Origin of the sequence: Streptomyces sp. NPDC046866 (assembly GCF_040704625.1) — a bacterium.
In the GTDB taxonomy this organism is placed as follows: domain Bacteria; phylum Actinomycetota; class Actinomycetes; order Streptomycetales; family Streptomycetaceae; genus Streptomyces.
Genome location: NZ_JBEYXN010000004.1, coordinates 353,686 through 377,440 on the forward strand (window position 1 = coordinate 353,686; position 23,755 = coordinate 377,440).

Genomic DNA, 23,755 nt, shown 5'->3' on the forward strand with positions numbered 1-23,755 from the left:
CCGCCATCGCGCGATAAGAGAAGAATCTTCCTATATGAAGGGCTGAGAGCCGCCCGCCGAGCCCCGACGGCCGGTCCGGAGCCCGACGGCCGGTCCGGAGCCCGACCGGCCGGGGGCGGCCGAGGGCCGGCCGGCCAGGCGGCGAAACCGCCCCCACCGCAGGCCCTACCGCAGCGGCCCGTCCGAGTCCCGCAGCGCCCGTACCTCGTGGCCGCCCAGCACCGCCAGGATCTCGGCGCAGATCGCGAGGGCCGTCTCGGCCGGCGTACGGGCGCCGAGGTCCAGCCCGATCGGCCCGTGGACGCGCGCCAGCTCGGCCTCGGTGGCCCCGGCCGCCTCCAGCCCCTCGCGCCGGCGCGCCGTCGTCTTGCGGGAGCCCAGGGCGCCGACGTACGGGATGCCCAGCGCGAGCGCGGCCCGCAGCGTCGGCACGTCGAACTCCGGATCGTGGCTGAGCATCACCAGGCAGGCCGCGTCCCGCCGTGCCGCCAGCAGCTTCTCGGCCTCCGCGGCGTCCGCGACGAACTCGGCGCCCCACTCCAGCAGTTCCGCCTGCCGAGCGATGATCTCCGCGAGCTCGCCGCCGCCGCCGATGACGAGGTGGGGCGCGGACGGGTACGCCTCCACGAACACCAGCCCGGACTGCCCGTACAGCGCGTCCCGGCCCGGCCGGCGGGTGGCCAGCAGCTCGCCGGCGCGCCGCTCGGCGTCGTTCGTGGGCTCGTCGAGGGCCCGTACGACCTCGCTGACCCCGTGGTCGGCGTCCTCGTTGAGCCGGGTCACCAGGGCCACGCCCACCCCTTCGGCCAGCAGCTGCCACCACTCGGCCGGCACCGCCGCCAGCGGCTGGAGCAGGATCTCGGCGCGGCCGCCGCAGGTCAGCTTCGCGCCGGCGGCCTCGTCGGCGCCGACCGACACCTCGCACACGCGGGCGGAGGCCCCCGGCGTCCAGGCCCCGGCCTCCGCGACCAGCTCGGCGTCGAAGACGCCCCGGTACAGGGAGCCGACGCAGTTCCCCCGGGTGTCCAGCAGCAGGGCCCCGGCGGGGTCCCGCGGCCCGAAGCCCTGCTCGGCCACCGGGCGCGCCAGGAACCCCGCCCGCCCCTCGGCCGCCCACTGCTGTGCCGTCTCCACCAGTTCACGCATGCGCTGCCCCATCCTCGTCGTCAGAGCCCGCCACAAAGCACCTGGTCAACGGCACGATGTGGCCTCACTGCCAACCTATGCACGCTTCTGACCGCTCCCCATCCCCCAAAACGCACAGACCCGGACGGGCGCCCTCGTACGACGAGACCACGGCGGCGGCGGGACGCAGTTGCGCGCAGCCCCGGGATGAGGTTCTTTCGAAGAAGGACGGCACCGCCGAGACGGAGCCGAACACCGGGAAGACGCGAGGACGTGCTGTTCACCGACCGCGACGACGCGGGACGACGACTGGCCGAGGCGCTCCGGGAGTACGCACCCGAGCACCCCGTGGTGCTGGGTCTGCCCCGCGGCGGGGTGCCGGTCGCCGCCCACGTCGCCCGGGCCCTGGGCTCCCCGCTCGACGTGATCGTCGTACGCAAGCTGGGCGTCCCGTACCAGCGGGAGCTGGCCTTCGGCGCCATCGGCGAGGGCGGGGTACGGGTGATCAGCGACGACATCGTCCGCCGCGGCCGGATCAGCCCGCAGGACGTCGCCCGGGTGGAGGAGGCCGAGACGGGGGAGCTGGAGCGCCAGGCGCACCGCTTCAGGGCCGGCCGGCCGCGGATCCCGCTGGAGGGCCGCACCGCGATCGTGGTCGACGACGGCATCGCCACCGGTGCCACGGCGGCCGCGGCCTGCCGGGTCGTACGGGCGCAGGGCGCGGCCCGGGTGGTGATGGCGGCCCCGGTGGCCCCGCCGGATGCGGTGGCCCGTATGGCGCAGGCGGCCGACGAGGTGGTCTGCCTCTCGACGCCCCCCGCCTTCTCCTCGGTCGGCCAGTGGTACCGCGACTTCTCCCAGACCCCGGACGAGGAGGTCCTCGCCCTCCTCGCGGCATCCGCCCGCCCGGCGCAGCCGCTGCCGCAGGAGGTGACGGTGGACGCCGGGGGCCTGCCGCTGCCGGGCGAGCTGACCCTCCCGCCGGACGCCCGCGCGGTGGTTCTCTTCGCCCACGGCTCGGGCAGCAGCCGCCACAGCCCGCGCAACCGCGAGGTGGCCGGGGCCCTGCAGCGGGCGGGCCTGGGCACGCTGCTCTTCGACCTGCTCACCCCGGCCGAGGAGGGCCACCGGGCGCACGTCTTCGACATCCCGACCCTGGCCGACCGCCTGGCCCGCGCCACCACCTGGCTGGGCGCCCGCACGGAGCTGCCCCTGGCGTACTTCGGCGCGAGCACGGGCGCGGCCGCGGCCCTCACGGCAGCGGCGGACCCGGCGTCCCCGGTCTACGCGGTGGTCTCCCGGGGCGGCCGCCCGGACCTGGCGTCGAACCTGGCCGCGGTCCGGGCCCCCACCCTCCTGATCGTCGGCGGCGACGACACCCTCGTCCTCACCCTCAACCGCGAGGCCCAGGCCCGACTCCGCTGCGAGAACTCCCTCGAGATCATCGAAGGCGCCACCCACCTCTTCGAAGAACCGGGCGCCCTCGACGAAGTCTCCACTCTCGCAACATCCTGGCTCACCACCCACCTCCCGCCCTGAACTCCGGCCCACCCCTGCCCGGCGCCGCGCGACGGAAGGCTGTCCTGCAGATCTGCAGTTCGACGTGGTACTGCTCGCCTTTCAGCGGCGTCCGCTCCGCCGCTTTGCGCCGCGCGCACGCCGCCGGGCCGTCGTGCCCGATCGCCGTCCGGCGGGTGCCGCGGGTGTGCGTGGCAGCCGGGTCGTGACCTCGCGCAGTTCCCGGAGCGCGTCGTGGTCGGGGTGCGAGGCGGTCAGGGCCACGTCGAGGGCCTCGCGGAAGTCGGCCCCCTGTGCACGGATGGCGTCGCCGAAGCCTTCCGGGCCGGCGACCTCCAGGAACTGGAGCATCTCCTCCGCAACCATGACCAGACTCTCGGCCTCGGACAGCTCCTCGGGGGCGAGCAGGCCCCGCGTGACGAGCACACCGATGGCGAGCGGTGCCAGCTGGGGGTCGTGGCGCAGGGCCATGGTGAGCCGGTCGCCTTCACCCTCGGGCAGCGCGGCGGAGAGGGTTTCGAGCATGGCCTGCCCACGGGTGCGGTAGGGCATGGCGCGGACGGCGTCCAGGAGGAAGGGGAAGGCTCGCTCGGGGCCGCCGTGGCACTGGACCCACCCTTCCAGTTCGAGGCGGGCCGATTCGGTGTCGTAGTGCTCGGACAGGGTGCCGAGGAGACCGGCGGCGGGGGCGTGGACGAGTTCCCCCACGAGGGGGGCGTCGCGGCCCGCGTCGAGCAGGCGCGCGCGTACCGCCCAGGTACCCAGGGCGGTCAGGCGGATCAGTTCCACGGGGCCGTCGCACGGTTCGACGGTGTCCGGCACCGGGTCCGCGGCGCCGGCGGGGAGCGGGAGCGACCGGTAGACGGGGTCCGCCAGGCCCACCGACCTTTCGACGGCACCGAGTTCCTCCAGCAGGGCCAGCACCAGGCGAAGATCGCGATGGGCGTGGTCGAACCACACGGGATGCGCGGCGCCGCCGAGTTGGAACCGGACGCGGTAGGCGTGGTCGACGGAGTCGCGCAGTCGGGGCCACGGCATGGGGTGGGGCAGGCTGTAGAGGGTGTTGAGGACATCGGGGAGGATGTCCTCGTACGCGTCGAAGAGCATCGACTCGGCGTGCCCGCTGCTCTTCGCACCGAGCAGCTGCCGCCGCATTCCGAACACGGCGTCGAACGCGCGCCGCCACAGGGCGAGCGGGTCCCGCAGGTCCCCGGCGGCCTTCCCGACCGCGTGCACGCGCCCCTTGACGACCCGTACCAGGCGGGCCGCCCTGGCCAGTTCGAAGACCAGGCTCAGGCGTGGCAGGTCGTCGGCGGAGCGCACGGCGGCGGGCGGGGCGTCCCCGGTGCCGAGCCGCTCGGCGAGGCCGCGCGCGTCAGCGGTCTTCAGCCGGCCCGTGGCTGTGACCGGCCGGCCCTCGCGGCCCGCCCACTCGGCGAGGCCCCGCAGCATGCCGAGCAGCGGCACCTGCCCCGCCTCGGCCCTCAGCGTCTGCGGCGGCGGAAGGACGACGGGCAACTGCGGCTCGGCGCGCAGCGCGCCGGGAGGCTCGGCCATGTGCCGTGCGGCGATGGCCTGCAGTACGTCATCGTCGTACGGGACCTCCCCGCGCCGGGCGCGTTCGCTGAAGCGGGCCAGCGCCGCCGGACTCCCCAGGTCGACGCCTTGTTCGGCGGCGAGGGCGGTCCAGAACTTCGCGAGCCCCCAGCGGGTCCGGTCGGCCATCGCCCGCGGGAAGCCGGCCGCCGCGTCGTCGACGGCGCCGAGCAGGGTGTCCAAGGCCGTCCCGCGCGGATCCGCCAGCCCGGCGGCGTGCAGGTAGCGCAGCAGCAGCCGCAGTGCATCCGGCGCCCCGGGCAGCTCCTCACCCGGCAGGACCGTCACCGTGCGGGGCACCCAGTCGAGCAGGAACGCCTCGACGTGCCGCGGCTCCCACAGCCCCAGCCGCCCGTCGACGGTGGCACCGTGCCGGTAGTCGAGCGCGGAGGCCACGGCGAAGGTGTCCACTGCGGCGGAGCCGTCGACCTGCGCGGCCCACCGTTCCAGCCGCCCGACGAGCACGTCACGGGCTGCCTCGAAATCGTCGTCATCGGGCTCGTAGTGCATGCGCATTGGGGGCTGCCTGCTCCGTTCCGGGGCCGCCTGCCGGCTCCCGGAGTACGCTACCGGCCCGCTCCCCGCACGCGGGCCCGGCCGCGACGCCCACCGAACGGTACGGCCGCGCCGCCTACCCCACCCCGCCCCTCATCGATGCGTCCTCCGCGGAGGACGAGGAACCCGGAGGGGAATCCGCCCCGGACCCGCAACGCGACAGACTGGCCCACCCCGTGAGGCGTGTGCCAGTCTGCATCCCGTGGTGGGACAGCGGACGGCACACGTCGGCTGGTGAGGCCGCTTGTTTCGGCGTTCGAAGGTGAGCTCGCCGAGGGCACCGTCAACCTGACGGAAGCCGTGTGAGGCCGGCTTTCGGTCTCCCCCTGGGACACTGGCGACGCGCGGGCATCGCAGTCCTCGTTGGCTGTCGCGATCAGTGCGCAACAACGACGAAGACCTGGACTCAGTGGGACTGGGTCCAGGCCTTCATGCTTGGCGCTCTCGCAGGTCAGCGGCCTTGCGGTGCTGGTCTGGCTGGAGTGCCCCCGGCAGGATTCGAACCTGCGCACACGGCTCCGGAGGCCGTTGCTCTATCCCCTGAGCTACGGGGGCGTGTCGTTCGCTGTGCGGCGACGGGTTGAACACTACCAGCTCCGGCGGGGTGATCAGAAACCGTTTCCGGGGGACGAGGGAGCGGGTCGCTCGGACGGGGTGGAAGTGGCGAAAACCCGGACGCGGGAGCTTAGGCGGACCTACTCTCGAGTTGTGCCAGGCGCCACGGGCCGGGTGCTTGTTGTCGACGACAACAAGGTCATCCGGCAGCTGATCAAGGTCAATCTCGAGCTGGAGGGCTTCGAGGTGGTGACCGCGAGCGATGGTGCCGAGTGTCTGGACGTCGTGCACGAGGTGGCGCCCGATGTGATCACGCTGGACGTGGTCATGCCGCGGCTGGACGGGTTCAGGGCGGCGGCGCGGCTCAAGGCCGATCCGCGGACCCGGCACCTGCCCGTGGCCATCGTGAGCGCCTGTACGCAGCACGAGGTCGAGGCGGGGGTCGAGGCCGGGGTCGAGGCGTTCGTGGCCAAGCCCTTCGAGCCCGCCGAGCTGGTACGGGTCGTGCGCCGGCTGGTCGAGCGGCGGGACCGCAACGAGCGCAAGGGCGCGCCCGCCGGTCGGGGGCGCGGCTGAACCGCCGGCAGTCCGCCGACGCTCCCGCTGTTCACATGGCGAAACCATTCGCGGTGGGGGAGGGCTTCTCCCCTAGGCTTGGGATGTGACCCCCGCCGACCTCACCCGTACCGTCGTACGCGCCGTGCGCTGCGCCGTGGAGGACGGGGAGCTGCCCGCCGGGGCGGCGGTGCCGGCGCGGGTCGTCGTCGAGCGGACCCGGCCCGGCGGGGTGGGGGAGTACGCCACTCCCGTCGCCTTCCAGGTCGGCAAGGCCGCCGGTGCGCCGCCGGCCGAGGTGGCCCGGCTGCTGGCCTCCCGGCTCGGCCGGGAACCGGGGATCGCCCGGGTGGAGGTCACCGGGGCGGGCTTTCTCAATTTCGTGCTGGCCGAGCGGTCCGTCGAGGACGTGGTCGGCGAGGTGCGGGCCCGGGCGGGGCGTTACCCCGCCCCCCGGCCGCAGGCCGTCCCGGGCGGCGCATCGCTGCGGGCCTTCGCCGTGCGGGCCGCCGTCCGGCGGATCGGCCGCGTTCACGACGGGCGCGAGGATCTCGGCGAGGGGCTCGCCGTGGCGCCCGTTGCCCGGCGGGACCGGGATGTCGTCGCCGCCTACGGGCTCGACGCCGTGCTGTGGGCCGTCCTGCGCGTGCCCGCGCAGGAGACGCCTTCCTTCGGGCCGTGGCTGCTCGTGCAGGACGAGTCCAACGAGTTCTTCCGGGTGCGGTACGCCCACGACCGGGCCCGGGCGCTCCTGCGCAACGCCCGGTTGTTCGGGTTCGGGCCGGAGCCCGGCGCCGTCGGGCCCGAAGGCCGGGTGCTGGTGCGGGTGCTCGCCGAGCAGCCGCTCGTGCTCGAAGCCGCCGCGCACCACCGGGCGCCCGAGCGGCTCGTCCGGCACCTCGTCGAGCTGGCCGATGCGCTGCTCGACTTCCAGTACTGCGTGCTGCCCCACGGGGACGAGAAACCCTCGGCCGCCCACCGCGCCCGGCTCGCTCTTGCCGAAGCCGCCGGGACGGTGCTGGCCGGCGGCCTGGCCCTGCTCGGCATAGATGCCACCGACTGCATGTGATCCGCGAAGAGAGATACCGATGAGCCGTTCCGCGCACCCCGCCGGGCCCCGCCACGCCGACGTCCTGCCCGAGGGGCACTACTCCCCGCCGCCCGCCGACCTCAACGCCCTCGACGAGAAGGTGTGGGCGCGGACCGTCGAGCGCAACGGCGACGGCGTCGTCACCGTCGGGGGCATCGAGGTCACCCGGCTCGCCGAGGAGTTCGGGACCCCCGCCTACTTCCTCGACGAGGACGACTTCCGGGCCCGCTGCCGGGCCTGGGCGCACGCCTTCGGCCCGGAGGCGGACGTGTTCTACGCGGGCAAGGCCTTCCTCTCCAAGGCCGTCGTGCGCTGGCTGAAGGAGGAGGGGCTCAACCTCGACGTGTGCTCGGGCGGCGAGCTGGCGACGGCGCTGGCCGCCGGGATGCCCGCCGAGCGCATCGCCTTCCACGGCAACAACAAGTCCGCCGCCGAGATCCGGCGGGCCATCGAGGCCGGTGTCGGGCGGATCGTGCTCGACTCCTTCCAGGAGATCGCCCGCGTCGCCCACATCGCCCGTGAGCTGGGCGTGCGCCAGCCCGTGCAGATCCGGGTGACGGTCGGCGTCGAGGCGCACACCCACGAGTTCATCGCCACCGCCCACGAGGACCAGAAGTTCGGGATCGCCGTCGCCGACGGGTCGGCCGCCGAGGCGGTGCGCCGCGCCCTCGGCCACGACTCCCTCGACCTCCTCGGGGTCCACTCCCACATCGGCTCGCAGATCTTCGACATGGCCGGCTTCGAGGTGTCCGCCCGGCGCGTGGTGCAGCTGCTGGCCGCCGTACGCGACGAGCACGGCGTCGAGCTGCCCGAGATCGACCTCGGCGGCGGCCTCGGCATCGCCTACACCTCCGCCGACGACCCGCGCGAGCCCCACGAGATCGCCAAGGCGCTCAAGGAGATCGTGGCCCGCGAGTGCGAGGCCGCCGGCCTGCGCGCGCCGCGCATCTCCGTGGAGCCCGGCCGGGCCATCGTCGGGCCGACCGCGTTCACCCTCTACGAGGTCGGGACGATCAAGCCGCTGGAGGGGCTGCGGACGTACGTGTCCGTGGACGGCGGCATGTCCGACAACATCCGCACCGCCCTCTACGACGCCGAGTACGCCGTCACCCTGGTCTCGCGCACCTCGGACGCCGAGCCGATGCTCGTGCGGGTCGTCGGCAAGCACTGCGAGAGCGGCGACATCGTGGTCAAGGACGCCTACCTGCCGGCCGACCTGGCCCCGGGCGACCTGCTCGCCGTACCGGCCACCGGGGCGTACTGCCGCTCCATGGCCAGCAACTACAACCACGCGCTGCGCCCGCCCGTCGTCGCCGTGCGCGACGGGGCGGCCCGTGTGATCGTCCGACGCGAGACGGAGGAAGATCTCCTGCGTCTCGACCTCGGATGATGAAATAGCTGTCTCACTCAATGGACCGAGGATGGAAACTCCTGTCCATTGAGTGAGACTGGTTCAGGCCTGGCGTGCACCCCCGTACGCCAGGTGCCGATGGAAGATCGAAAGGCGTAGGTCGAATGATGCGTACGCGTCCGCTGAAGGTGGCGCTGCTGGGCTGTGGAGTGGTCGGCTCAGAGGTGGCGCGCATCATGACGACGCACGCCGACGATCTGACGGCCAGGATCGGCGCGCCCGTCGAACTGGCCGGCGTCGCCGTGCGCCGTCCCTCCAAGGTCCGCCAGGGCATCGACCCGGCCCTCGTCACCACCGATGCGACCGCCCTGCTCAAACGCGGCGACATCGACGTGGCCATCGAGGTGATCGGCGGCATCGAGCCGGCCCGCACCCTCATCACCACCGCCTTCGAGCACGGCATCTCCGTGGTCTCGGCGAACAAGGCGCTCCTCGCCCAGGACGGCGCCGCCCTGCACGCGGCGGCCGAGCAGGCCGGGCTGGACCTGTACTACGAGGCCGCCGTCGCCGGCGCCATCCCGCTCGTGCGCCCGCTGCGCGAATCCCTGGCCGGCGACAAGATCAACCGGGTGATGGGCATCGTCAACGGGACGACGAACTTCATCCTCGACAAGATGGACGCCACCGGCGCGGGCTACCAGGAGGCGCTCGACGAGGCGACCGCCCTCGGCTACGCCGAGGCCGACCCGACCGCCGACGTCGAGGGCTACGACGCGGCCGCCAAGGCCGCCATCCTGGCGGGCATCGCCTTCCACACCCGCGTCCGCCTCGACGACGTCTACCGCGAGGGCATGACCGAGGTCAGCGCCGCGGACTTCGCCTCCGCCAAGCGCATGGGCTGCACCATCAAGCTCCTCGCGATCCTGGAGCGGGCCGCCGACGGCGAGTCCGTCACCGCGCGCGTGCACCCCGCGATGATCCCGCTCAGCCACCCGCTCGCCTCCGTCCGCGAGGCGTACAACGCGGTCTTCGTCGAGGCGGAGGCCGCCGGGCGGCTCATGTTCTACGGGCCCGGCGCGGGCGGTTCGCCGACCGCCTCGGCGGTCCTGGGCGACCTCGTCGCCGTCTGCCGCAACAAGCTCGCCGAGGCAACGGGGCCCGGCGAGTCGGCGTACACCCAGCTGCCGGTCAGCCCCATGGGCGACGTCGTCACCCGGTACCACATCAGCCTCGATGTGGCCGACAAGCCGGGTGTCCTCGCCCAGGTGGCGACCTGCTTCGCGGAGCACGGAGTGTCGATCGACACCGTCCGGCAGCAGGGAAAGGACGGCGAGGCCTCCCTCGTCGTCGTCACTCACCGCGCGCCCGACGCCGCCCTCTCCGGGACCGTCGAGGCGCTGCGGAAGCTGGACACCGTCCGCGGTGTCGCCAGCATCATGCGCGTTGAAGGGGAGTAAGGACCCATGAGCAGCAATCGCACCCACCAGTGGCGCGGCATCATCGAGGAGTACCGGGACCGCCTGCCGGTCACGGACACGACGCCGGTGGTCACGCTCCGCGAGGGCGGCACTCCCCTCGTGCCCGCGCAGGTGCTCTCCGAGCGCACCGGCTGCGAGGTGCACCTCAAGGTCGAGGGCGCGAACCCCACGGGGTCCTTCAAGGACCGCGGCATGACCATGGCGATCACCAGGGCCAAGGAGGAGGGCGCCAAGGCGGTCATCTGCGCCTCCACCGGCAACACCTCGGCCTCGGCGGCCGCGTACGCGGTGCGCGCCGGGATGGTCTCGGCCGTCCTCGTGCCCCGCGGCAAGATCGCGCTCGGCAAGATGGGCCAGGCCCTCGTGCACGGCGCGAAGATCCTCCAGGTGGACGGCAACTTCGACGACTGCCTGGACCTCGCCCGTGCGCTGTCCGACAACTACCCGGTGGCGCTGGTCAATTCCGTCAACCCGGTGCGCATCGAGGGCCAGAAGACGGCTGCGTTCGAAATCGTGGACGCGCTCGGCGACGCCCCCGACATCCACGTGCTGCCCGTCGGCAACGCCGGCAACATCACGGCGTACTGGAAGGGCTTCAAGGAGTACAAGGCCGACGGCCTGGCCTCCCGTACGCCCCGCGTGTGGGGTTTCCAGGCCTCCGGCTCCGCGCCCATCGTGCGCGGCGAGGTCGTCAAGGAGCCGCAGACGATCGCCACGGCGATCCGCATCGGCAACCCGGCCTCGTGGGAGTACGCGCTCGCCGCGCGCGAGGAGTCGGGCGGTTTCATCGACGAGGTGACGGACCGCCAGATCCTCGCGGCCTACCGGCTGTTGGCCGCGCAGGAGGGCGTCTTCGTCGAGCCCGCCTCGGCCGCGTCCGTGGCCGGCCTGCTCAAGGCCGCCGAGCTGGGCCTGGTCGACCCCGGCCAGAGGATCGTGTGCACCGTCACCGGCAACGGCCTCAAGGACCCCGACTGGGCGGTCGCCGGAGCCCCGCAGCCGGTCACCGTGCCGGTGGACGCGGAGGCCGCGGCCGTCCGCCTCGGCCTGGTCTGACCCCGGCGGGAGAGCCCGGCGGGAGGGCGGGGAGAGCCCGCCGAGAGCCTGCCGAGAGCTCGCCGAGAGACCGCCGAGAGCCTGCCGAGAGCCCGGCAGGAGCCCGCCGGGAGACGGGCGGGAGCCTGACGGGAATCCGGCGGCAAACCCGCGCCCCGGGCCGGGTTCCGGAGCCATCCGGAACCCGGCCGCAAGGCCCGCACCCCGTCAAGAACCAGCAGAATTCGGGTCGAAGACCGCGACACGCACCGTGCGCCTCCCGTGCGCCCTATGTCGCGGGAGAACCTTCCTTCGATACGCTGTACGGACATCCGCCACCGCGCATATGACCGTGGTGCTGCCCAGGGGGCCTTCGGGTGTCGTACGTTCTCCAGTACATTCACAGCGAGCCAGCGAACATCTCGTCTCGCACAGTCACAAGGAGTGTCATCGGACGATGGCCGGTCCAGCGTTCCGCGCCGCCGCCGTACGGGTGCGCGTCCCCGCCAGCAGTGCCAACCTCGGCCCGGGCTTCGACGCCTTCGGCCTGGCCCTGGGGCTCTACGACGACGTCGTCGTCCGGGTGGCCGACTCCGGCCTGAACATCGACATCGCCGGCGAGGGCGCCGAGACCCTGGCGCGCGACGAGAGCCACCTGCTCGTACGCTCCATGCGCACCGCCTTCGACCTGCTGGGCGGCCAGCCGCGCGGCCTCGAGGTCGTCTGCGCCAACCGCATCCCGCACGGCCGCGGCCTCGGCTCCTCCTCCGCCGCCATCTGCGCCGGCATCGTCGCCGCCCGCGCCGTGACCATAGGCGGCGAGGCCCGGCTCGACGACACAGCCCTGCTGGAACTGGCCACCGAGATCGAGGGCCACCCCGACAACGTCGCCGCCTGCCTGCTCGGCGGCTTCACCCTGGCCTGGATGGAGGGCGGCAGCGGCAGGGCGATCCGCATGGAGCCGTCCCGTTCCATCGTTCCGGTGGTCTTCGTGCCGTCCAAGCCCGTCCTGACGGAGACCGCGCGCGGCCTGCTGCCGCGCACCGTCCCGCACGTGGACGCCGCCGCCAACGCCGGCCGTGCGGCGCTGCTCGTCGAAGCCCTGACCAGGCGTCCCGAGTTGCTGCTGCCGGCCACCGAAGACCGGCTCCACCAGGAGTACCGGTCCCCGGCGATGCCCGAGAGCGTGGCACTCGTCAACCGACTGCGGGCGGACGGCATCCCCGCGGTCATCTCCGGCGCGGGACCCACGGTCCTCGCGCTGGCCGACAACGACGCGGCCGACAAGGTCGCGCAGCTCGCCGGCGAGGGGTGGGCGGCCAACCGGCTCGCCCTCGACGCCGCGGGCGCGAGCGTCCTTCCGCTGGCCACCCAGGGCGGCCAGTCCTAAGGGGCGAAGCCGCCAGGGGCGGGTGGTCAGGGCAGGCCGCCCGCGCGGATGGCGCGATTGCCGGTGATTGAGAGGGGGAATATCTGTTGGATCCGGTAGTGTTACTCTCAAGTGCGCAGCCGAAGCCGCCATGGCTCGGTGCTCAGTGTCCCCATCCGGGACCACCTTTCTTCCGGGAGCCTCCCCGACTGCTTTGATCGTCGCCAGCAGTCTCGAGCACGCTCCGGAATCGGCGTGAACATCCCACGCTTCCAGCTCGGGGGCCTCTCGCCGGAACCACTCATGCACGTTTCTCTCCGCCGTATCTCTATCGGCGGACCACCGCCCCGGCTGCGGTCCACGACCCACCAAGTCATGGCCCGCTGTCGGACAGCACAACCGGTCGCCGAGCCAGACAGGCCGACGTCCGCTCCAGGGAAGGACCCTTCGTGAGCGACACCACCGATCTGATGGGCGCTGCCGACACCTCTGTCGACACCAGCGCCCCCGCCGCGGCCGCCGCGGCAGGCACTGCCAGCAGGCGTCGCCGCTCCGGCACCGGCCTCGAGGGCATGGTCCTGGCCGAGCTGCAGCAGGTCGCGTCGGGCCTCGGTATCAGGGGCACCGCGCGGATGCGCAAGAGCCAGCTGATCGAGGTCATCAAGGAGGCGCAGGCGGGCGGCAGTGCCCCCAAGGCCGCGGCCCCCGCCGCGGACGCCGCCGAGACCAAGCCGAAGCGCCGGGCCACCAGCAAGGCCCGCACGGGCGAGGCCGCCGCCGAGGCGCCCGCCGAGAAGGCCGCCGCGCCCGCGCAGATCGAGATCCCGGGCCAGCCGGCCGGCGCCGACGCCCCGGCGGCCGAGCGCCGCCGCCGCCGCGCCACGGCCCCCTCCGGCAGCCCGGAGGCCGCGGCCCCGGCCGCCACCGTCGTGGTCGAGGCCAAGGCCGACACCGCCACCGCCCCCGCGCCCGCCGAGGCCAAGGCCGAGGCCGCCACCGCCGTCTCCGCGCCCGCCCAGGCCGGCCAAGAGGGCGAGGCCCGCAGCCGCCGCGACCGCCGCGACCGCGGGGAGCGCCAGCGCGACCGCCGCGAGCGGGGCACCAAGGCCGACGAGCAGGGCCAGGGCACCCAGGGCGGCCAGGGCGGCGGCCGTGGGGAGCGCGACCGCCAGCAGGGCGGCCGCGGCCAGGGCCAGCAGGGCCAGCAGGGCCGGCAGGACAGCGGCCCGCAGGACGACTTCGACGACGAGGGCGGCCGTCGCGGCCGTCGCGGCCGCTACCGCGACCGCCGCGGCCGTCGCGGCCGCGACGAGTTCGCCCCGGGCGAGCCGCAGGTCGCCGACGACGACGTGCTGATCCCCGTCGCGGGCATCCTCGACATCCTCGACAACTACGCGTTCATCCGCACCTCGGGCTACCTGCCCGGCCCGAACGACGTGTACGTCTCCCTCGCCCAGGTCCGCAAGGCGGGTCTGCGCAAGGGCGACCACATCACCGGTGCCGTGCGCCAGCCCAAGGACGGCGAGCGCCGCGAGAAGTTCAACGCGCTGGTGCGCCTGGACTCCGTCAACGGCATGGCGCCCGAATCCGGCCGCGGCCGCCCGGAGTTCCAGAAGCTGACCCCGCTCTACCCGCAGGACCGGCTCCGCCTGGAGACCGACCCGGGCGTGCTGACGACGCGCATCATCGACCTGGTGTCGCCGATCGGCAAGGGCCAGCGCGGCCTGATCGTGGCCCCGCCGAAGACCGGCAAGACCATGATCATGCAGGCGATCGCCAACGCGATCACCACGAACAACCCCGAGTGCCACCTGATGGTCGTCCTGGTCGACGAGCGTCCGGAAGAGGTCACCGACATGCAGCGGTCGGTCAAGGGCGAGGTCATCTCCTCGACCTTCGACCGCCCGGCCGAGGACCACACCACCGTCGCCGAGCTGGCCATCGAGCGCGCCAAGCGCCTCGTCGAGCTGGGTCACGACGTGGTCGTCCTGCTGGACTCCATCACCCGCCTGGGCCGCGCGTACAACCTCGCGGCGCCCGCCTCCGGCCGCATCCTGTCCGGTGGTGTCGACTCGACCGCGCTGTACCCGCCGAAGCGCTTCTTCGGTGCCGCGCGCAACATCGAGGACGGCGGCTCGCTGACCATCCTGGCCACCGCGCTGGTCGACACCGGCTCGCGCATGGACGAGGTGATCTTCGAGGAGTTCAAGGGCACCGGCAACATGGAGCTCAAGCTCGACCGCAAGCTCGCCGACAAGCGCATCTTCCCGGCCGTCGACGTCGACCCGTCGGGTACGCGCAAGGAGGAGATCCTGCTCAACAGCGAGGAGCTCTCCATCGTCTGGAAGCTGCGCCGGGTGCTGCACGCGCTCGACTCGCAGCAGGCCATCGAGCTCCTGCTCGACAAGATGAAGCAGACCAAGTCGAACGCCGAGTTCCTGATGCAGATCGCCAAGACGACGCCGGCCGGCAAGAACGACGACTGACGTCCTTCGCGTCCGGAGCCGTCGTACGGCCCACACCGGGACCGCCCCCACCGCAGCCGCGGCGGGGGCGGTCCCGCGTTTTCCGCCCGCCCGGGCCCGGCGCGTGCGGGTTCCGCCACACCCGGCCCGTGGTGAACCGCGGGGCGGCCGCGTGCGTCCTTCCGGGGGAAAGCCCCCGGCCCGGGCGGTGCGGGCGGCCGGTGTGCGGCGCGCGGGGCCGTGCGGCCCAGGCCGCCCGGCCACCCCGGTCGGGGCCCGCCGCAGGCCCGTGGAACCCTGGAGGGTGTTCCCCCGTCTGTGTCAGGGGGGCGAGGGGGAGCGGGGGAGGTCGGGCCGGATGGCCGGAAACCGTATGTCCAGGACTGAGGAGAGCATGAGCGAGGACAGCAGGGGCGGCGGCGGGCGTGCCGCGGCCCGGCGCCGGCGGAAGCCCGCGAAGAGCCGCAAGGCGCTGACGATCGTCGCGTGGAGCGCGGCGGGCGTGGTCCTGCTCGGCGGTGCGGGCCTCGGCTGGTTCTACTTCAAGCTGAACGGGAACCTGAAGACGGTCGACATCGACGGTGCGCTCGGCAAGGACCGCCCGCAGAACGTGGACAACGGCTCGATGGACATCCTGGTCCTCGGCTCCGACTCCCGCGGCGGCGCCAATTCCGAGTACGGCCGCGACGACGGCGGCTCGGCCCGCTCCGACACGGCGATGATCATCCACCTGTACGACGGCCACAAGAAGGCCAGCGTCATCTCGATCCCGCGCGACACCATGGTCAGCCGGCCGCCGTGCACCCTGCCCAACGGCAAGACGGACAAGGGGCGCCAGCGCGAGCAGTTCAACGAGGCGTTCACCATCGGCGGGGCGGCCTGCGTGGTCAAGACCGTCGAGAAGATGTCGGGGATCCGCATGGACCACTACATCGAGGTCGACTTCACGGGCTTCAAGAAGATCATCGACAACCTCGGCGGCGTGGAGGTGACCACGACCAAGCCCATCAAGGACGGCTCCAGCCACCTCGACCTGCCCGCCGGCAAGAACCACCTCAACGGCGAGCAGTCCCTGGGCCTGGTCCGCACCCGCAAGAGCGTCGGCGACGGCAGCGACCTGGGCCGAATACAGCTCCAGCAGGCGTTCATGAAGGCGCTGATCAAGCAGGTCAAGGGCATCGGCATCTTCGACAACCCCAAGCGGCTGATGGACCTCGCCGACACCGGCACCAAGTCCCTGACCACGGACAAGTCGCTCGGCGACGTGAAGTCCCTGCTCGGCTTCGCCCAGAGCCTGCAGGGCATCGACGCCCAGAACATGCAGATGATCACGCTGCCGGTGGCCGCGGACCCGCTGGACCCCGACCGGGTCGTGCCGCTCACCAAGGAGTCCAAGATGGTCTGGGACGCGCTGCTGGCCGAGCAGCCGGTCCCCGCCGAGGCCACGGCGCGGTCCGCCGGCGACAAGAGCTCGGCGGGGGAGATCGTGCGCTGACCCGCCCCCGCGGTGAAAGGCCTGGTCACAGGCGTTCTGTCGGGGCCCGGAATAGATGCCCGACCCCGCTCGTTGAGGAGGGCGTTCCCGGAATTTTGTCAGGCAGCCCGGTCCTGGCAGACTGGTCTGTCGGCCCCGGTTCACGCAGTGCGCAATTCGGCCCCTGCGACCCGGCGCCCTCCCGAATCTAGGAGACACCTTGAAGCGCGATGTTCACCCCGAGTACGTCGAGACCGCGGTCAGCTGCACCTGCGGCGCGTCGTTCACCACCCGTAGCACCCTGACCGAGGGCACCATCCGTGCCGAGGTCTGCTCCGAGTGCCACCCGTTCTACACGGGCAAGCAGAAGATCCTCGACACCGGTGGCCGTGTCGCCCGCTTCGAGGCCCGCTTCGGCAAGGCTGCCGGCTCGAAGTAGCGAGCCCACGGCGCCGGACCCCGGCTGCACCCCGCTCATGCGGGGGCGGCCGGGCCGGCGCCTTTGTCGTCCCGCAGCCCTTTTTCGTACTTTTCACCCCAGGAGCCCCCGATGTTCGAGGCGGTCGAGGAACTGGTCGGCGAACACGCCGACCTCGAGAAGAAGCTCGCCGACCCTTCGGTCTTCGCCGATCAGGCCAACGCGCGCAAGCTCAACAAGCGCTACGCGGAGCTGACCCCGATCATCGCGACCTACCGGGCGTGGAAGCAGTCCGCGGACGACATCGAGACCGCGAAGGAGTTCGCGGCCGACGACCCCGACTTCGCCGCCGAGGTCAAGGAGCTCAGCGCGCACCGCGAGGAGCTCACCGAGAAGCTCCGCCTGCTGCTCGTCCCGCGCGACCCCAGCGATGACAAGGACGTGCTGCTGGAGATCAAGGCGGGCGCGGGCGGCGACGAGTCCGCGCTGTTCGCCGGCGACCTGCTGCGCATGTACCTGCGCTACGCCGAGCGCGTGGGCTGGAAGACCGAGATCATCGACTCCACCGAGTCCGAGCTCGGCGGCTACAAGGACGTCCAGGTCTCGGTGCGCACCAAGGGCGGCAACGGCGCGACCGAGCCCGGCCAGGGCGTGTGGGCGCGCATGAAGTACGAGGGCGGCGTGCACCGCGTCCAGCGCGTGCCGGCCACCGAGTCCCAGGGCCGCATCCACACCTCCGCCGCCGGCGTGCTCGTCACCCCGGAGGCCGAGGAGGTCGAGGTCGAGATCAACCCCAACGACCTGCGCATCGACGTGTACCGCTCGTCGGGCCCCGGCGGCCAGTCCGTCAACACCACCGACTCGGCCGTGCGCATCACGCACCTGCCGACCGGCGTGGTCGCCTCCTGCCAGAACGAGAAGAGCCAGCTCCAGAACAAGGAGCAGGCCATGCGCATCCTGCGTTCGCGCCTGCTGGCCGCGGCGCAGGAGGCCGCCGAGCAGGAGGCCGCGGACGCCCGCCGCAGCCAGGTGCGCACCGTGGACCGCTCCGAGAAGATCCGTACGTACAACTTCCCGGAAAACCGGATCTCGGACCACCGGACCGGCTTCAAGGCGTACAACTTGGACCAGGTGCTCGACGGCGACCTCGACGCGGTCATCCAGGCGTGCGTCGACACGGACTCGGCCGCGAAGCTCGCGGCCGCGAACCAGAACTGACCTGACCTCCCCCCGTCACCCCCTCGTACGACAGCAGCCCGGAGGACCAGCGTGAACTTGCTGCTTGCCGAGGTGGCCCAGGCCACCCAGCGGCTGGCCGCCGCAGGCGTTCCCTCACCGCGTTTCGACGCGGAGGAGCTCGCGGCCTTCGTCCACGGCGTCAAGCGGGGGGAACTGCACCACGTCAAGGACGCCGACTTCGACGCCCGCTACTGGGAGGCCGTCGCCCGCCGCGAGGCGCGCGAGCCGCTCCAGCACATCACCGGCCGGGCCTTCTTCCGGTACCTGGAGCTCCAGGTCGGGCCCGGGGTGTTCGTGCCCCGCCCCGAGACCGAGTCGGTGGTGGACTGGGCCATACAGGCCGTCCGGGCGATGGACGTCGTCGAGCCGCTGATCGTCGACCTGTGCACCGGGTCCGGGGCGATCGCGCTGGCCATGGCGCAGGAGGTGCCGCGCTCGCGCGTGCACGCCGTCGAGCTGTCCGAGGACGCGCTGCGCTGGACCCGCAAGAACGCCGAGGGCTCGCGGGTCACCGTCCACCAGGGCGACGCGCTGGAGGCGCTGCCCGAGCTGGACGGCCAGGTCGACCTGGTCATCTCCAACCCGCCGTACATCCCGCTCACGGAATGGGAGTACGTCGCCCCCGAGGCCCGCGACCACGACCCGGAGATGGCCCTGTTCTCCGGTGAGGACGGCCTCGACACCATCCGCGGCATCGAGCGCACCGCGCACCGGCTGCTGCGGCCCGGCGGCATCGTCGTCATCGAGCACGCCGACACGCAGGGCGGCCAGGTCCCGTGGATCTTCGCGGAGGAGCGGGGCTGGGCCGACGCCGCCGACCACCCCGACCTCAACAACCGCCCGCGCTTCGCCACGGCCCGCAAGGCCCTGCCGTGAGCGCCCCCCTTCCCGCCACCCACCTGCACCACGAGGAGGCCCGCTGATGGCACGGCGATACGACTGCAACGACGCGACGGACCGCAAGACGGGTCTGCGTGAAGCGGCATCCGCCGTCCGCCGCGGCGAACTCGTCGTGCTGCCGACCGACACGCTGTACGGGATCGGCGCCGACGCCTTCAGCGCCGAGGCGGTCGGCGACCTGCTCGCCGCCAAGGGGCGCGGCCGCAACATGCCCACCCCGGTGCTGATCGGCTCCCCGAACACCCTGCACGGGCTGGTCACCGACTTCTCCGAGCAGGCGTGGGAGCTCGTCGACGCCTTCTGGCCGGGTGCGCTGACGCTGGTGGCCAAGCACCAGCCGTCGCTGGCCTGGGACCTGGGGGAGACCCGGGGCACCGTCGCCGTGCGCATGCCGCTGCACCCCGTCGCGATCGAGCTGCTGACCGAGGTCGGCCCGATGGCCGTGTCCTCCGCCAACCTGAGCGGCCACCCGGCGCCCGAGGACTGCGACGCCGCGCGGGCGATGCTCGGCGACTCGGTGTCGGTGTACCTCGACGCCGGCCCGACGCCGGGGATCCAGCCGTCGTCGATCGTCGACGTCACCGGGAAGGTTCCCGTCCTGCTGCGTGCGGGGGCGCTGACCGCCGAGCAGCTGCGGGAGGTCGTACCCGACCTCGAGGTGGCCCCGTGAGCCCTCGGGGGCGTGGCATAGCAAGCGAACCCCTTCCGGCCGAAGCGGTGGCCGGGGGCGACACCTTTCGCATCCTCCACGTCAGCACCGGCAACGTGTGCCGCTCGCCCATCACCGAGCGGCTGACCCGGCATGCGCTGGCCCGCCGGCTCGGCGACATACCCGCGAGCAGCCTGATCGTGGAGAGCGCGGGCACGTGGGGCCACGAGGGTGCGCCGATGGAGGCCAACGCGGCGGCCGTGCTGGCCGACTTCGGCGCGGACGCCTCCGGGTTCACCGGGCGGGAGCTGCTCGACGAGCACGTCATACGGGCCGACCTGGTGCTGACCGCCACCCGCGACCACCGGGCGCAGGTGATCTCGATGGGGCACTCTGCCGGGCTGCGGACCTTCACGCTGAAGGAGTTCACGCGGCTGGTACGGGCGATAGATCCGGCCACGCTGCCGCCGCTGGACGACGGGGTGGCGGAGCGGGCCCGGGCGCTGGTGCGGGCCGCCGCTGCGCTGCGGGGGTGGCTGCTGGCGCCGTCTGCGGATGCGGATGAGGTGCACGATCCGTACGGGGCGCCGATCACGTTCTTCCGGTCGATCGGCGACGAGATCAGCCAGGCGCTGGATCCCGTCGTCACCGCCCTGACGGGGGTCACGGCGTCGCGCTGACGCCCCCTTCCCGCTGGGCGGAGCTGCGCGGAGCCTTCTTGTGCCGGCGGTGCCCGCGGGCCGCCGCAGGCGCCGTCGGGGCACGGCGCGTCGTGGGCCGTGGCACGTCGCAGGGCGGGACGGGCCGGTGCGGCCTACAGTGGCTGGTACCGGTACCCCACTGCGCGGGAGTCGCGCCATGAGCGTCATGACCCAGGCCGCGGACGTCCTGCGGCAGCAGGATCCGCAGATGGCCGACGTGCTCGCCGGGGAGGCGCAGCGGCAGGCCGCCTCGCTGCAGCTCATCGCCGCCGAGAACTTCACCTCGCCCGCCGTCCTGGCGGCCCTCGGCTCCACCCTCGCGAACAAGTACGCCGAGGGCTATCCGGGCCGCCGCTACCACGGCGGCTGCGAGTACGCCGACCTCGCCGAGCAGACCGCGGTGGAGCGGGCGCGCGCGCTGTTCGGGGTCGAGCACGCCAACGTGCAGCCGCACTCGGGTTCCGCGGCCGTCCTGGCGGCGTACGCGGCGCTGCTGCGGCCCGGCGACACGGTGCTGGCGATGGGGCTGGCGTACGGCGGGCACCTCACCCACGGCTCACCGGCCAACTTCTCGGGACGCTGGTTCGACTTCGTCGGGTACGGGGTCGACGCCGAGACCGGTCTGATCGACTACCGGCAGGTGCAGGACCTCGCGCGGGCGCACCGGCCGAAGGCGATCGTGTGCGGGTCGATCTCCTACCCGCGGCACCCCGAGTACTCGGTGTTCCGGGAGATCGCCGACGAGGTCGGCGCGTACCTCATCGCGGATGCCGCACACCCGATCGGGCTCGTCGCGGGCGGGGCCGCGCCCAGCCCCGTCCCGTACGCCGACATCGTGTGCGCGACCACGCACAAGGTGCTGCGCGGGCCGCGCGGAGGCATGGTGCTGTGCGGCGGGGAGTTCGCCGAGCGGATCGACCGGGCGGTGTTCCCGTTCACGCAGGGCGGCGCCCAGATGCACACCATCGCCGCGAAGGCGGTGGCCTTCGGCGAGGCCGCCCGGCCGGCGTTCACCACCTACGCCCACCGGGTGGTCGCCAATGCCAGGGCGCTCGCGGACGCGCTGGCCGCGCAGGGGTTCGCCGTGACGACCGGGGGGACCGACACCCATCTGATCACCGCCGATCCGGCGCCGCTCGGGATCGACGGCCCGACGGCCCGCGGGCGGCTCGCCGCGGCGGGAATCGTGCTGGACACCTGCGCACTGCCGTACGGGGACCAGCGGGGCATCCGGCTGGGCACGGCGGCCGTCACCACGCAGGGCATGCGGGAGCCGGAGATGGCCCGCATCGCGGCCCTGTTCGCCTCCGCGCTGCAGGGCGAGCCGGGGCGGACCCGTGCGGAGGCCTCCGAGCTGGCACGGGCCTTTGCGCCGTATCCGGAACAAGCAGGATGAAAGGGGTTTACCGCAACCGTTCAAGGGGCCCCTCGCGTCCTCGGGCAGGGGGACATCGCAGCTAATGTGTGGGGCTGAGATGGCCGGCGATACATCTGGGGCAGCCCGTGCGTGAATATCTGCTGACGCTTTGCGTCACGGTCGCGGTGACCTACCTGCTGACCGGACCGGTGCGGAAGTTCGCGATCGCGGCCGGCGCGATGCCGGAGATCCGCGCCCGCGACGTGCACCGCGAGCCCACTCCGCGGCTCGGCGGCATTGCCATGTTCGGCGGGCTGTGCGCGGGGCTCCTGGTCGCAGACCACCTGAAGAACCTCAACGGCGTCTTCGAGCTGTCGAACGAACCGCGGGCCCTGCTGTCGGGGGCGGCCCTGATCTGGCTGATCGGCGTGCTCGACGACAAGTTCGAGATCGACGCGCTGATCAAGCTCGGCGCCCAGATGATCGCCGCCGGTGTGATGGTCATGCAGGGTCTGACCGTCCTGTGGATCCCCGTCCCGGGCATCGGGACGGTCGCGCTCACCCAGTGGCAGGGCAACCTGCTCACCGTGGCGCTGGTGGTGATCACCATCAACGCGGTGAACTTCGTCGACGGCCTCGACGGCCTGGCCGCCGGCATGGTCTGCATCGCCGCGGCGGCGTTCTTCCTGTACGCCTACCGCATCTGGTACGGCTACGGCATCGAGCCGGCCGCGCCCGCGACCCTGTTCGCCGCGATCCTGATGGGCATGTGCCTGGGCTTCCTGCCGCACAACATGCATCCCGCCCGGATCTTCATGGGCGACTCCGGCTCGATGCTCATCGGCCTGGTCCTCGCCGCGGGCGCCATCTCGATCACCGGGCAGGTCGACCCGGACACGATGGCCCTCTTCGCCGGCGGTGAGCGCAACGCGACGCACGCGATGCTCCCGGTCTTCATCCCGCTGCTGCTGCCGCTGACGATCATCGCCATCCCGATGGCCGACCTGATTCTGGCCATCGTGCGGCGCACCTGGAAGGGCCAGTCGCCGTTCGCGGCCGACCGCGGACACCTGCACCACCGGCTGCTGGAACTCGGGCATTCGCACAGCCGGGCCGTGCTGATCATGTACTTCTGGTCGGGGCTGATCGCCTTCGGCGCGGTGGCCTATTCCGTGCACTCCGCCTCGATGTGGATCGTGCTGGCGATCGCCCTGCTGAGCGCCGTGGGCCTGGTCCTGCTGCTCCTGCCGCGGTTCACGCCGCGTGCGCCGCGCTGGGCGGAGTTCCTCGTCCCGCCGCGCTACCGGCACGCCGAGCGGGCCGCGGAGGCCGCGGCGCAGGACGCCTCGGCGCGGGAGCCGGAGCCCGCGAGGCCCGTCACCGTCGGTGTCTCCGGCGTCAACGGAGCGACTGCCGTGGGCCCCCGTTCGCGCTTCCCCGACCGGCGTAAGGCCGGATCGGCGCGCTGACGCCGACGGCGCAAGTCCGACATGCCGTCCCTTTAGCACACGAGATGCCGGGCTGTCCTGCACACACGGGCGGGTTAGCTCTCATGTGTGACAGTGAGCACACCACCCAGGTAAAGCTCTCATCAAATAGTTTGTGATACCGTTCACTAGACCCGGCGACAGAGCCGAAGGACCGTAGTGCGACGGTCCATTGGCCCGAGGTTCCCTCTCGGACCGGGCTTACGCTCGTCCCGTACGAGTCCCGTACGAGTCCGTGCCCCCACCATCATGCGGAGCCAAGCGCCATGCGGTCTGATGACGCCCGATCCCTGCTGCCCATCGTCGTGCCCACTGCTGCCGCCGGCGCCGTCGCCGCGGCCGTCAGCGGTGTGCTCGCGGGCGGCAAGGGCGCGATCGGCGCCGCCGTCGCCACGCTCATCGTGATCGTGTTCATGGGGCTCGGGCTCTTCGTGCTCCAGCGCACCGCCAAGTCCCTGCCGCAGCTGTTTCAGGCCATGGGGCTGATGCTCTACACGGCCCAGCTGCTGCTGCTTTTCATCTTCGTCGCCGTGTTCAAGAACACGACGCTGTTCAACCCCAAGGCCTTCGCGATCACGCTCGTCGCCACCACCCTCGTGTGGATCGGCGCACAGACGCGTACGCACATGAAGGCCAAGATCCTGTATGTCGAACCGGACTCGACGAAGGGCGACAAGCCCGAAAATCCGGGGCCGAAGTCGTGAGGGGTAGGGCCGGGATAAGTGAGCGTTCGAGATGCTGCTATCGTCCGGTTCCAACTGCGGCATTGCGGGCGCGGGCATCTGAGCTGACGCCTGTTCCATCGCGAGGCTCGATGCCTGATCGCCGCCCCCACACC

General features: G+C 72.5%; 19 protein-coding genes and 1 tRNA gene. 17 read left to right on the plus strand and 3 right to left on the minus strand.

Annotated elements, in window-relative coordinates; genetic code table 11:
- Positions 1–165 precede the first annotated feature (165 nt).
- Entirely contained in the window at positions 166–1,146 is a 981-nt protein-coding gene (locus AB0953_RS09975) for an XdhC family protein (protein ID WP_366858904.1), read from the minus strand.
- A gap of 252 nt (positions 1,147–1,398) precedes the next feature.
- On the opposite strand from AB0953_RS09975, the gene AB0953_RS09980 reads away from it, so the two are divergent.
- Complete coding sequence (locus AB0953_RS09980) at positions 1,399–2,664, plus strand: alpha/beta family hydrolase (protein WP_366858905.1); 1,266 nt, start codon at positions 1,399–1,401, stop codon at positions 2,662–2,664.
- A gap of 81 nt (positions 2,665–2,745) precedes the next feature.
- On the opposite strand, the gene AB0953_RS09985 is transcribed toward AB0953_RS09980, so the two are convergent.
- Together AB0953_RS09985 and AB0953_RS09990 are read right to left on the minus strand one after the other, a co-directional pair.
- Positions 2,746–4,755 carry a hypothetical protein gene (locus tag AB0953_RS09985; RefSeq protein ID WP_366858906.1) on the minus strand — a complete coding sequence of 670 codons (2,010 nt, stop codon included), beginning with the start codon at positions 4,753–4,755 and terminating at the stop codon, positions 2,746–2,748.
- A gap of 522 nt (positions 4,756–5,277) precedes the next feature.
- A tRNA-Arg gene (locus tag AB0953_RS09990) sits at positions 5,278–5,349 on the minus strand.
- A 99-nt stretch (positions 5,350–5,448) separates the two neighbouring features.
- Between AB0953_RS09990 and AB0953_RS09995 the strand changes: the two genes are divergently transcribed.
- The 16 genes from AB0953_RS09995 (at position 5,449) to AB0953_RS10070 (ending at position 23,621) form a co-directional block, all read left to right on the plus strand.
- Positions 5,449–5,925 (plus strand): response regulator, encoded by a 477-nt coding sequence (locus AB0953_RS09995; RefSeq protein ID WP_366858951.1) that lies wholly within the window; start codon positions 5,449–5,451, stop codon positions 5,923–5,925.
- Positions 5,926–6,010: 85 nt separating this feature from the next.
- On the plus strand, positions 6,011–6,973 hold the full coding sequence (gene nrtL / locus AB0953_RS10000) for an ArgS-related anticodon-binding protein NrtL (RefSeq protein WP_366858907.1): 963 nt from the start codon (positions 6,011–6,013) through the stop codon (positions 6,971–6,973).
- A gap of 19 nt (positions 6,974–6,992) precedes the next feature.
- Positions 6,993–8,384 carry a diaminopimelate decarboxylase gene (gene lysA, locus AB0953_RS10005; RefSeq protein WP_366858908.1) on the plus strand — a complete coding sequence of 464 codons (1,392 nt, stop codon included), beginning with the start codon at positions 6,993–6,995 and terminating at the stop codon, positions 8,382–8,384.
- Positions 8,385–8,512: 128 nt separating this feature from the next.
- Entirely contained in the window at positions 8,513–9,802 is a 1,290-nt protein-coding gene (locus tag AB0953_RS10010) for a homoserine dehydrogenase (protein WP_366858952.1), read from the plus strand.
- A gap of 6 nt (positions 9,803–9,808) precedes the next feature.
- Positions 9,809–10,879 (plus strand): threonine synthase, encoded by a 1,071-nt coding sequence (thrC, locus tag AB0953_RS10015; RefSeq protein ID WP_366858909.1) that lies wholly within the window; start codon positions 9,809–9,811, stop codon positions 10,877–10,879.
- Positions 10,880–11,315: 436 nt separating this feature from the next.
- The gene (gene thrB, locus AB0953_RS10020) at positions 11,316–12,248 is read left to right on the plus strand and encodes a homoserine kinase (RefSeq protein WP_366858910.1); all 933 of its coding nucleotides are present in this window, start codon (positions 11,316–11,318) and stop codon (positions 12,246–12,248) included.
- A gap of 428 nt (positions 12,249–12,676) precedes the next feature.
- A complete protein-coding gene (rho, locus tag AB0953_RS10025; RefSeq protein ID WP_366858911.1) occupies positions 12,677–14,713 on the plus strand; it encodes a transcription termination factor Rho in 2,037 nt (678 codons plus the stop codon).
- Between the two features lie 373 nt (positions 14,714–15,086).
- A complete protein-coding gene (locus AB0953_RS10030; protein WP_366858913.1) occupies positions 15,087–16,187 on the plus strand; it encodes an LCP family protein in 1,101 nt (366 codons plus the stop codon).
- Between the two features lie 199 nt (positions 16,188–16,386).
- On the plus strand, positions 16,387–16,605 hold the full coding sequence (gene rpmE / locus AB0953_RS10035; RefSeq protein WP_361906812.1) for a 50S ribosomal protein L31: 219 nt from the start codon (positions 16,387–16,389) through the stop codon (positions 16,603–16,605).
- A 111-nt stretch (positions 16,606–16,716) separates the two neighbouring features.
- A complete protein-coding gene (prfA, locus tag AB0953_RS10040; protein WP_366858914.1) occupies positions 16,717–17,802 on the plus strand; it encodes a peptide chain release factor 1 in 1,086 nt (361 codons plus the stop codon).
- A gap of 51 nt (positions 17,803–17,853) precedes the next feature.
- A complete protein-coding gene (gene prmC / locus AB0953_RS10045; protein WP_361906816.1) occupies positions 17,854–18,699 on the plus strand; it encodes a peptide chain release factor N(5)-glutamine methyltransferase in 846 nt (281 codons plus the stop codon).
- A 46-nt stretch (positions 18,700–18,745) separates the two neighbouring features.
- On the plus strand, positions 18,746–19,393 hold the full coding sequence (locus AB0953_RS10050) for an L-threonylcarbamoyladenylate synthase (RefSeq protein ID WP_366858915.1): 648 nt from the start codon (positions 18,746–18,748) through the stop codon (positions 19,391–19,393).
- A 17-nt stretch (positions 19,394–19,410) separates the two neighbouring features.
- Positions 19,411–20,052: a protein-tyrosine-phosphatase gene (locus AB0953_RS10055; RefSeq protein ID WP_366858953.1), complete on the plus strand. Its 642-nt coding sequence runs from the start codon at positions 19,411–19,413 to the stop codon at positions 20,050–20,052.
- A 178-nt stretch (positions 20,053–20,230) separates the two neighbouring features.
- Positions 20,231–21,469, plus strand: a complete 1,239-nt coding sequence (glyA, locus tag AB0953_RS10060; protein WP_366858916.1) for a serine hydroxymethyltransferase — start codon at positions 20,231–20,233, stop codon at positions 21,467–21,469.
- 95 nt (positions 21,470–21,564) lie between these two features.
- On the plus strand, positions 21,565–22,899 hold the full coding sequence (locus tag AB0953_RS10065) for an MraY family glycosyltransferase (protein ID WP_366858954.1): 1,335 nt from the start codon (positions 21,565–21,567) through the stop codon (positions 22,897–22,899).
- Positions 22,900–23,183: 284 nt separating this feature from the next.
- On the plus strand, positions 23,184–23,621 hold the full coding sequence (locus AB0953_RS10070) for a hypothetical protein (RefSeq protein WP_366858917.1): 438 nt from the start codon (positions 23,184–23,186) through the stop codon (positions 23,619–23,621).
- Positions 23,622–23,755: the final 134 nt, after the last annotated feature.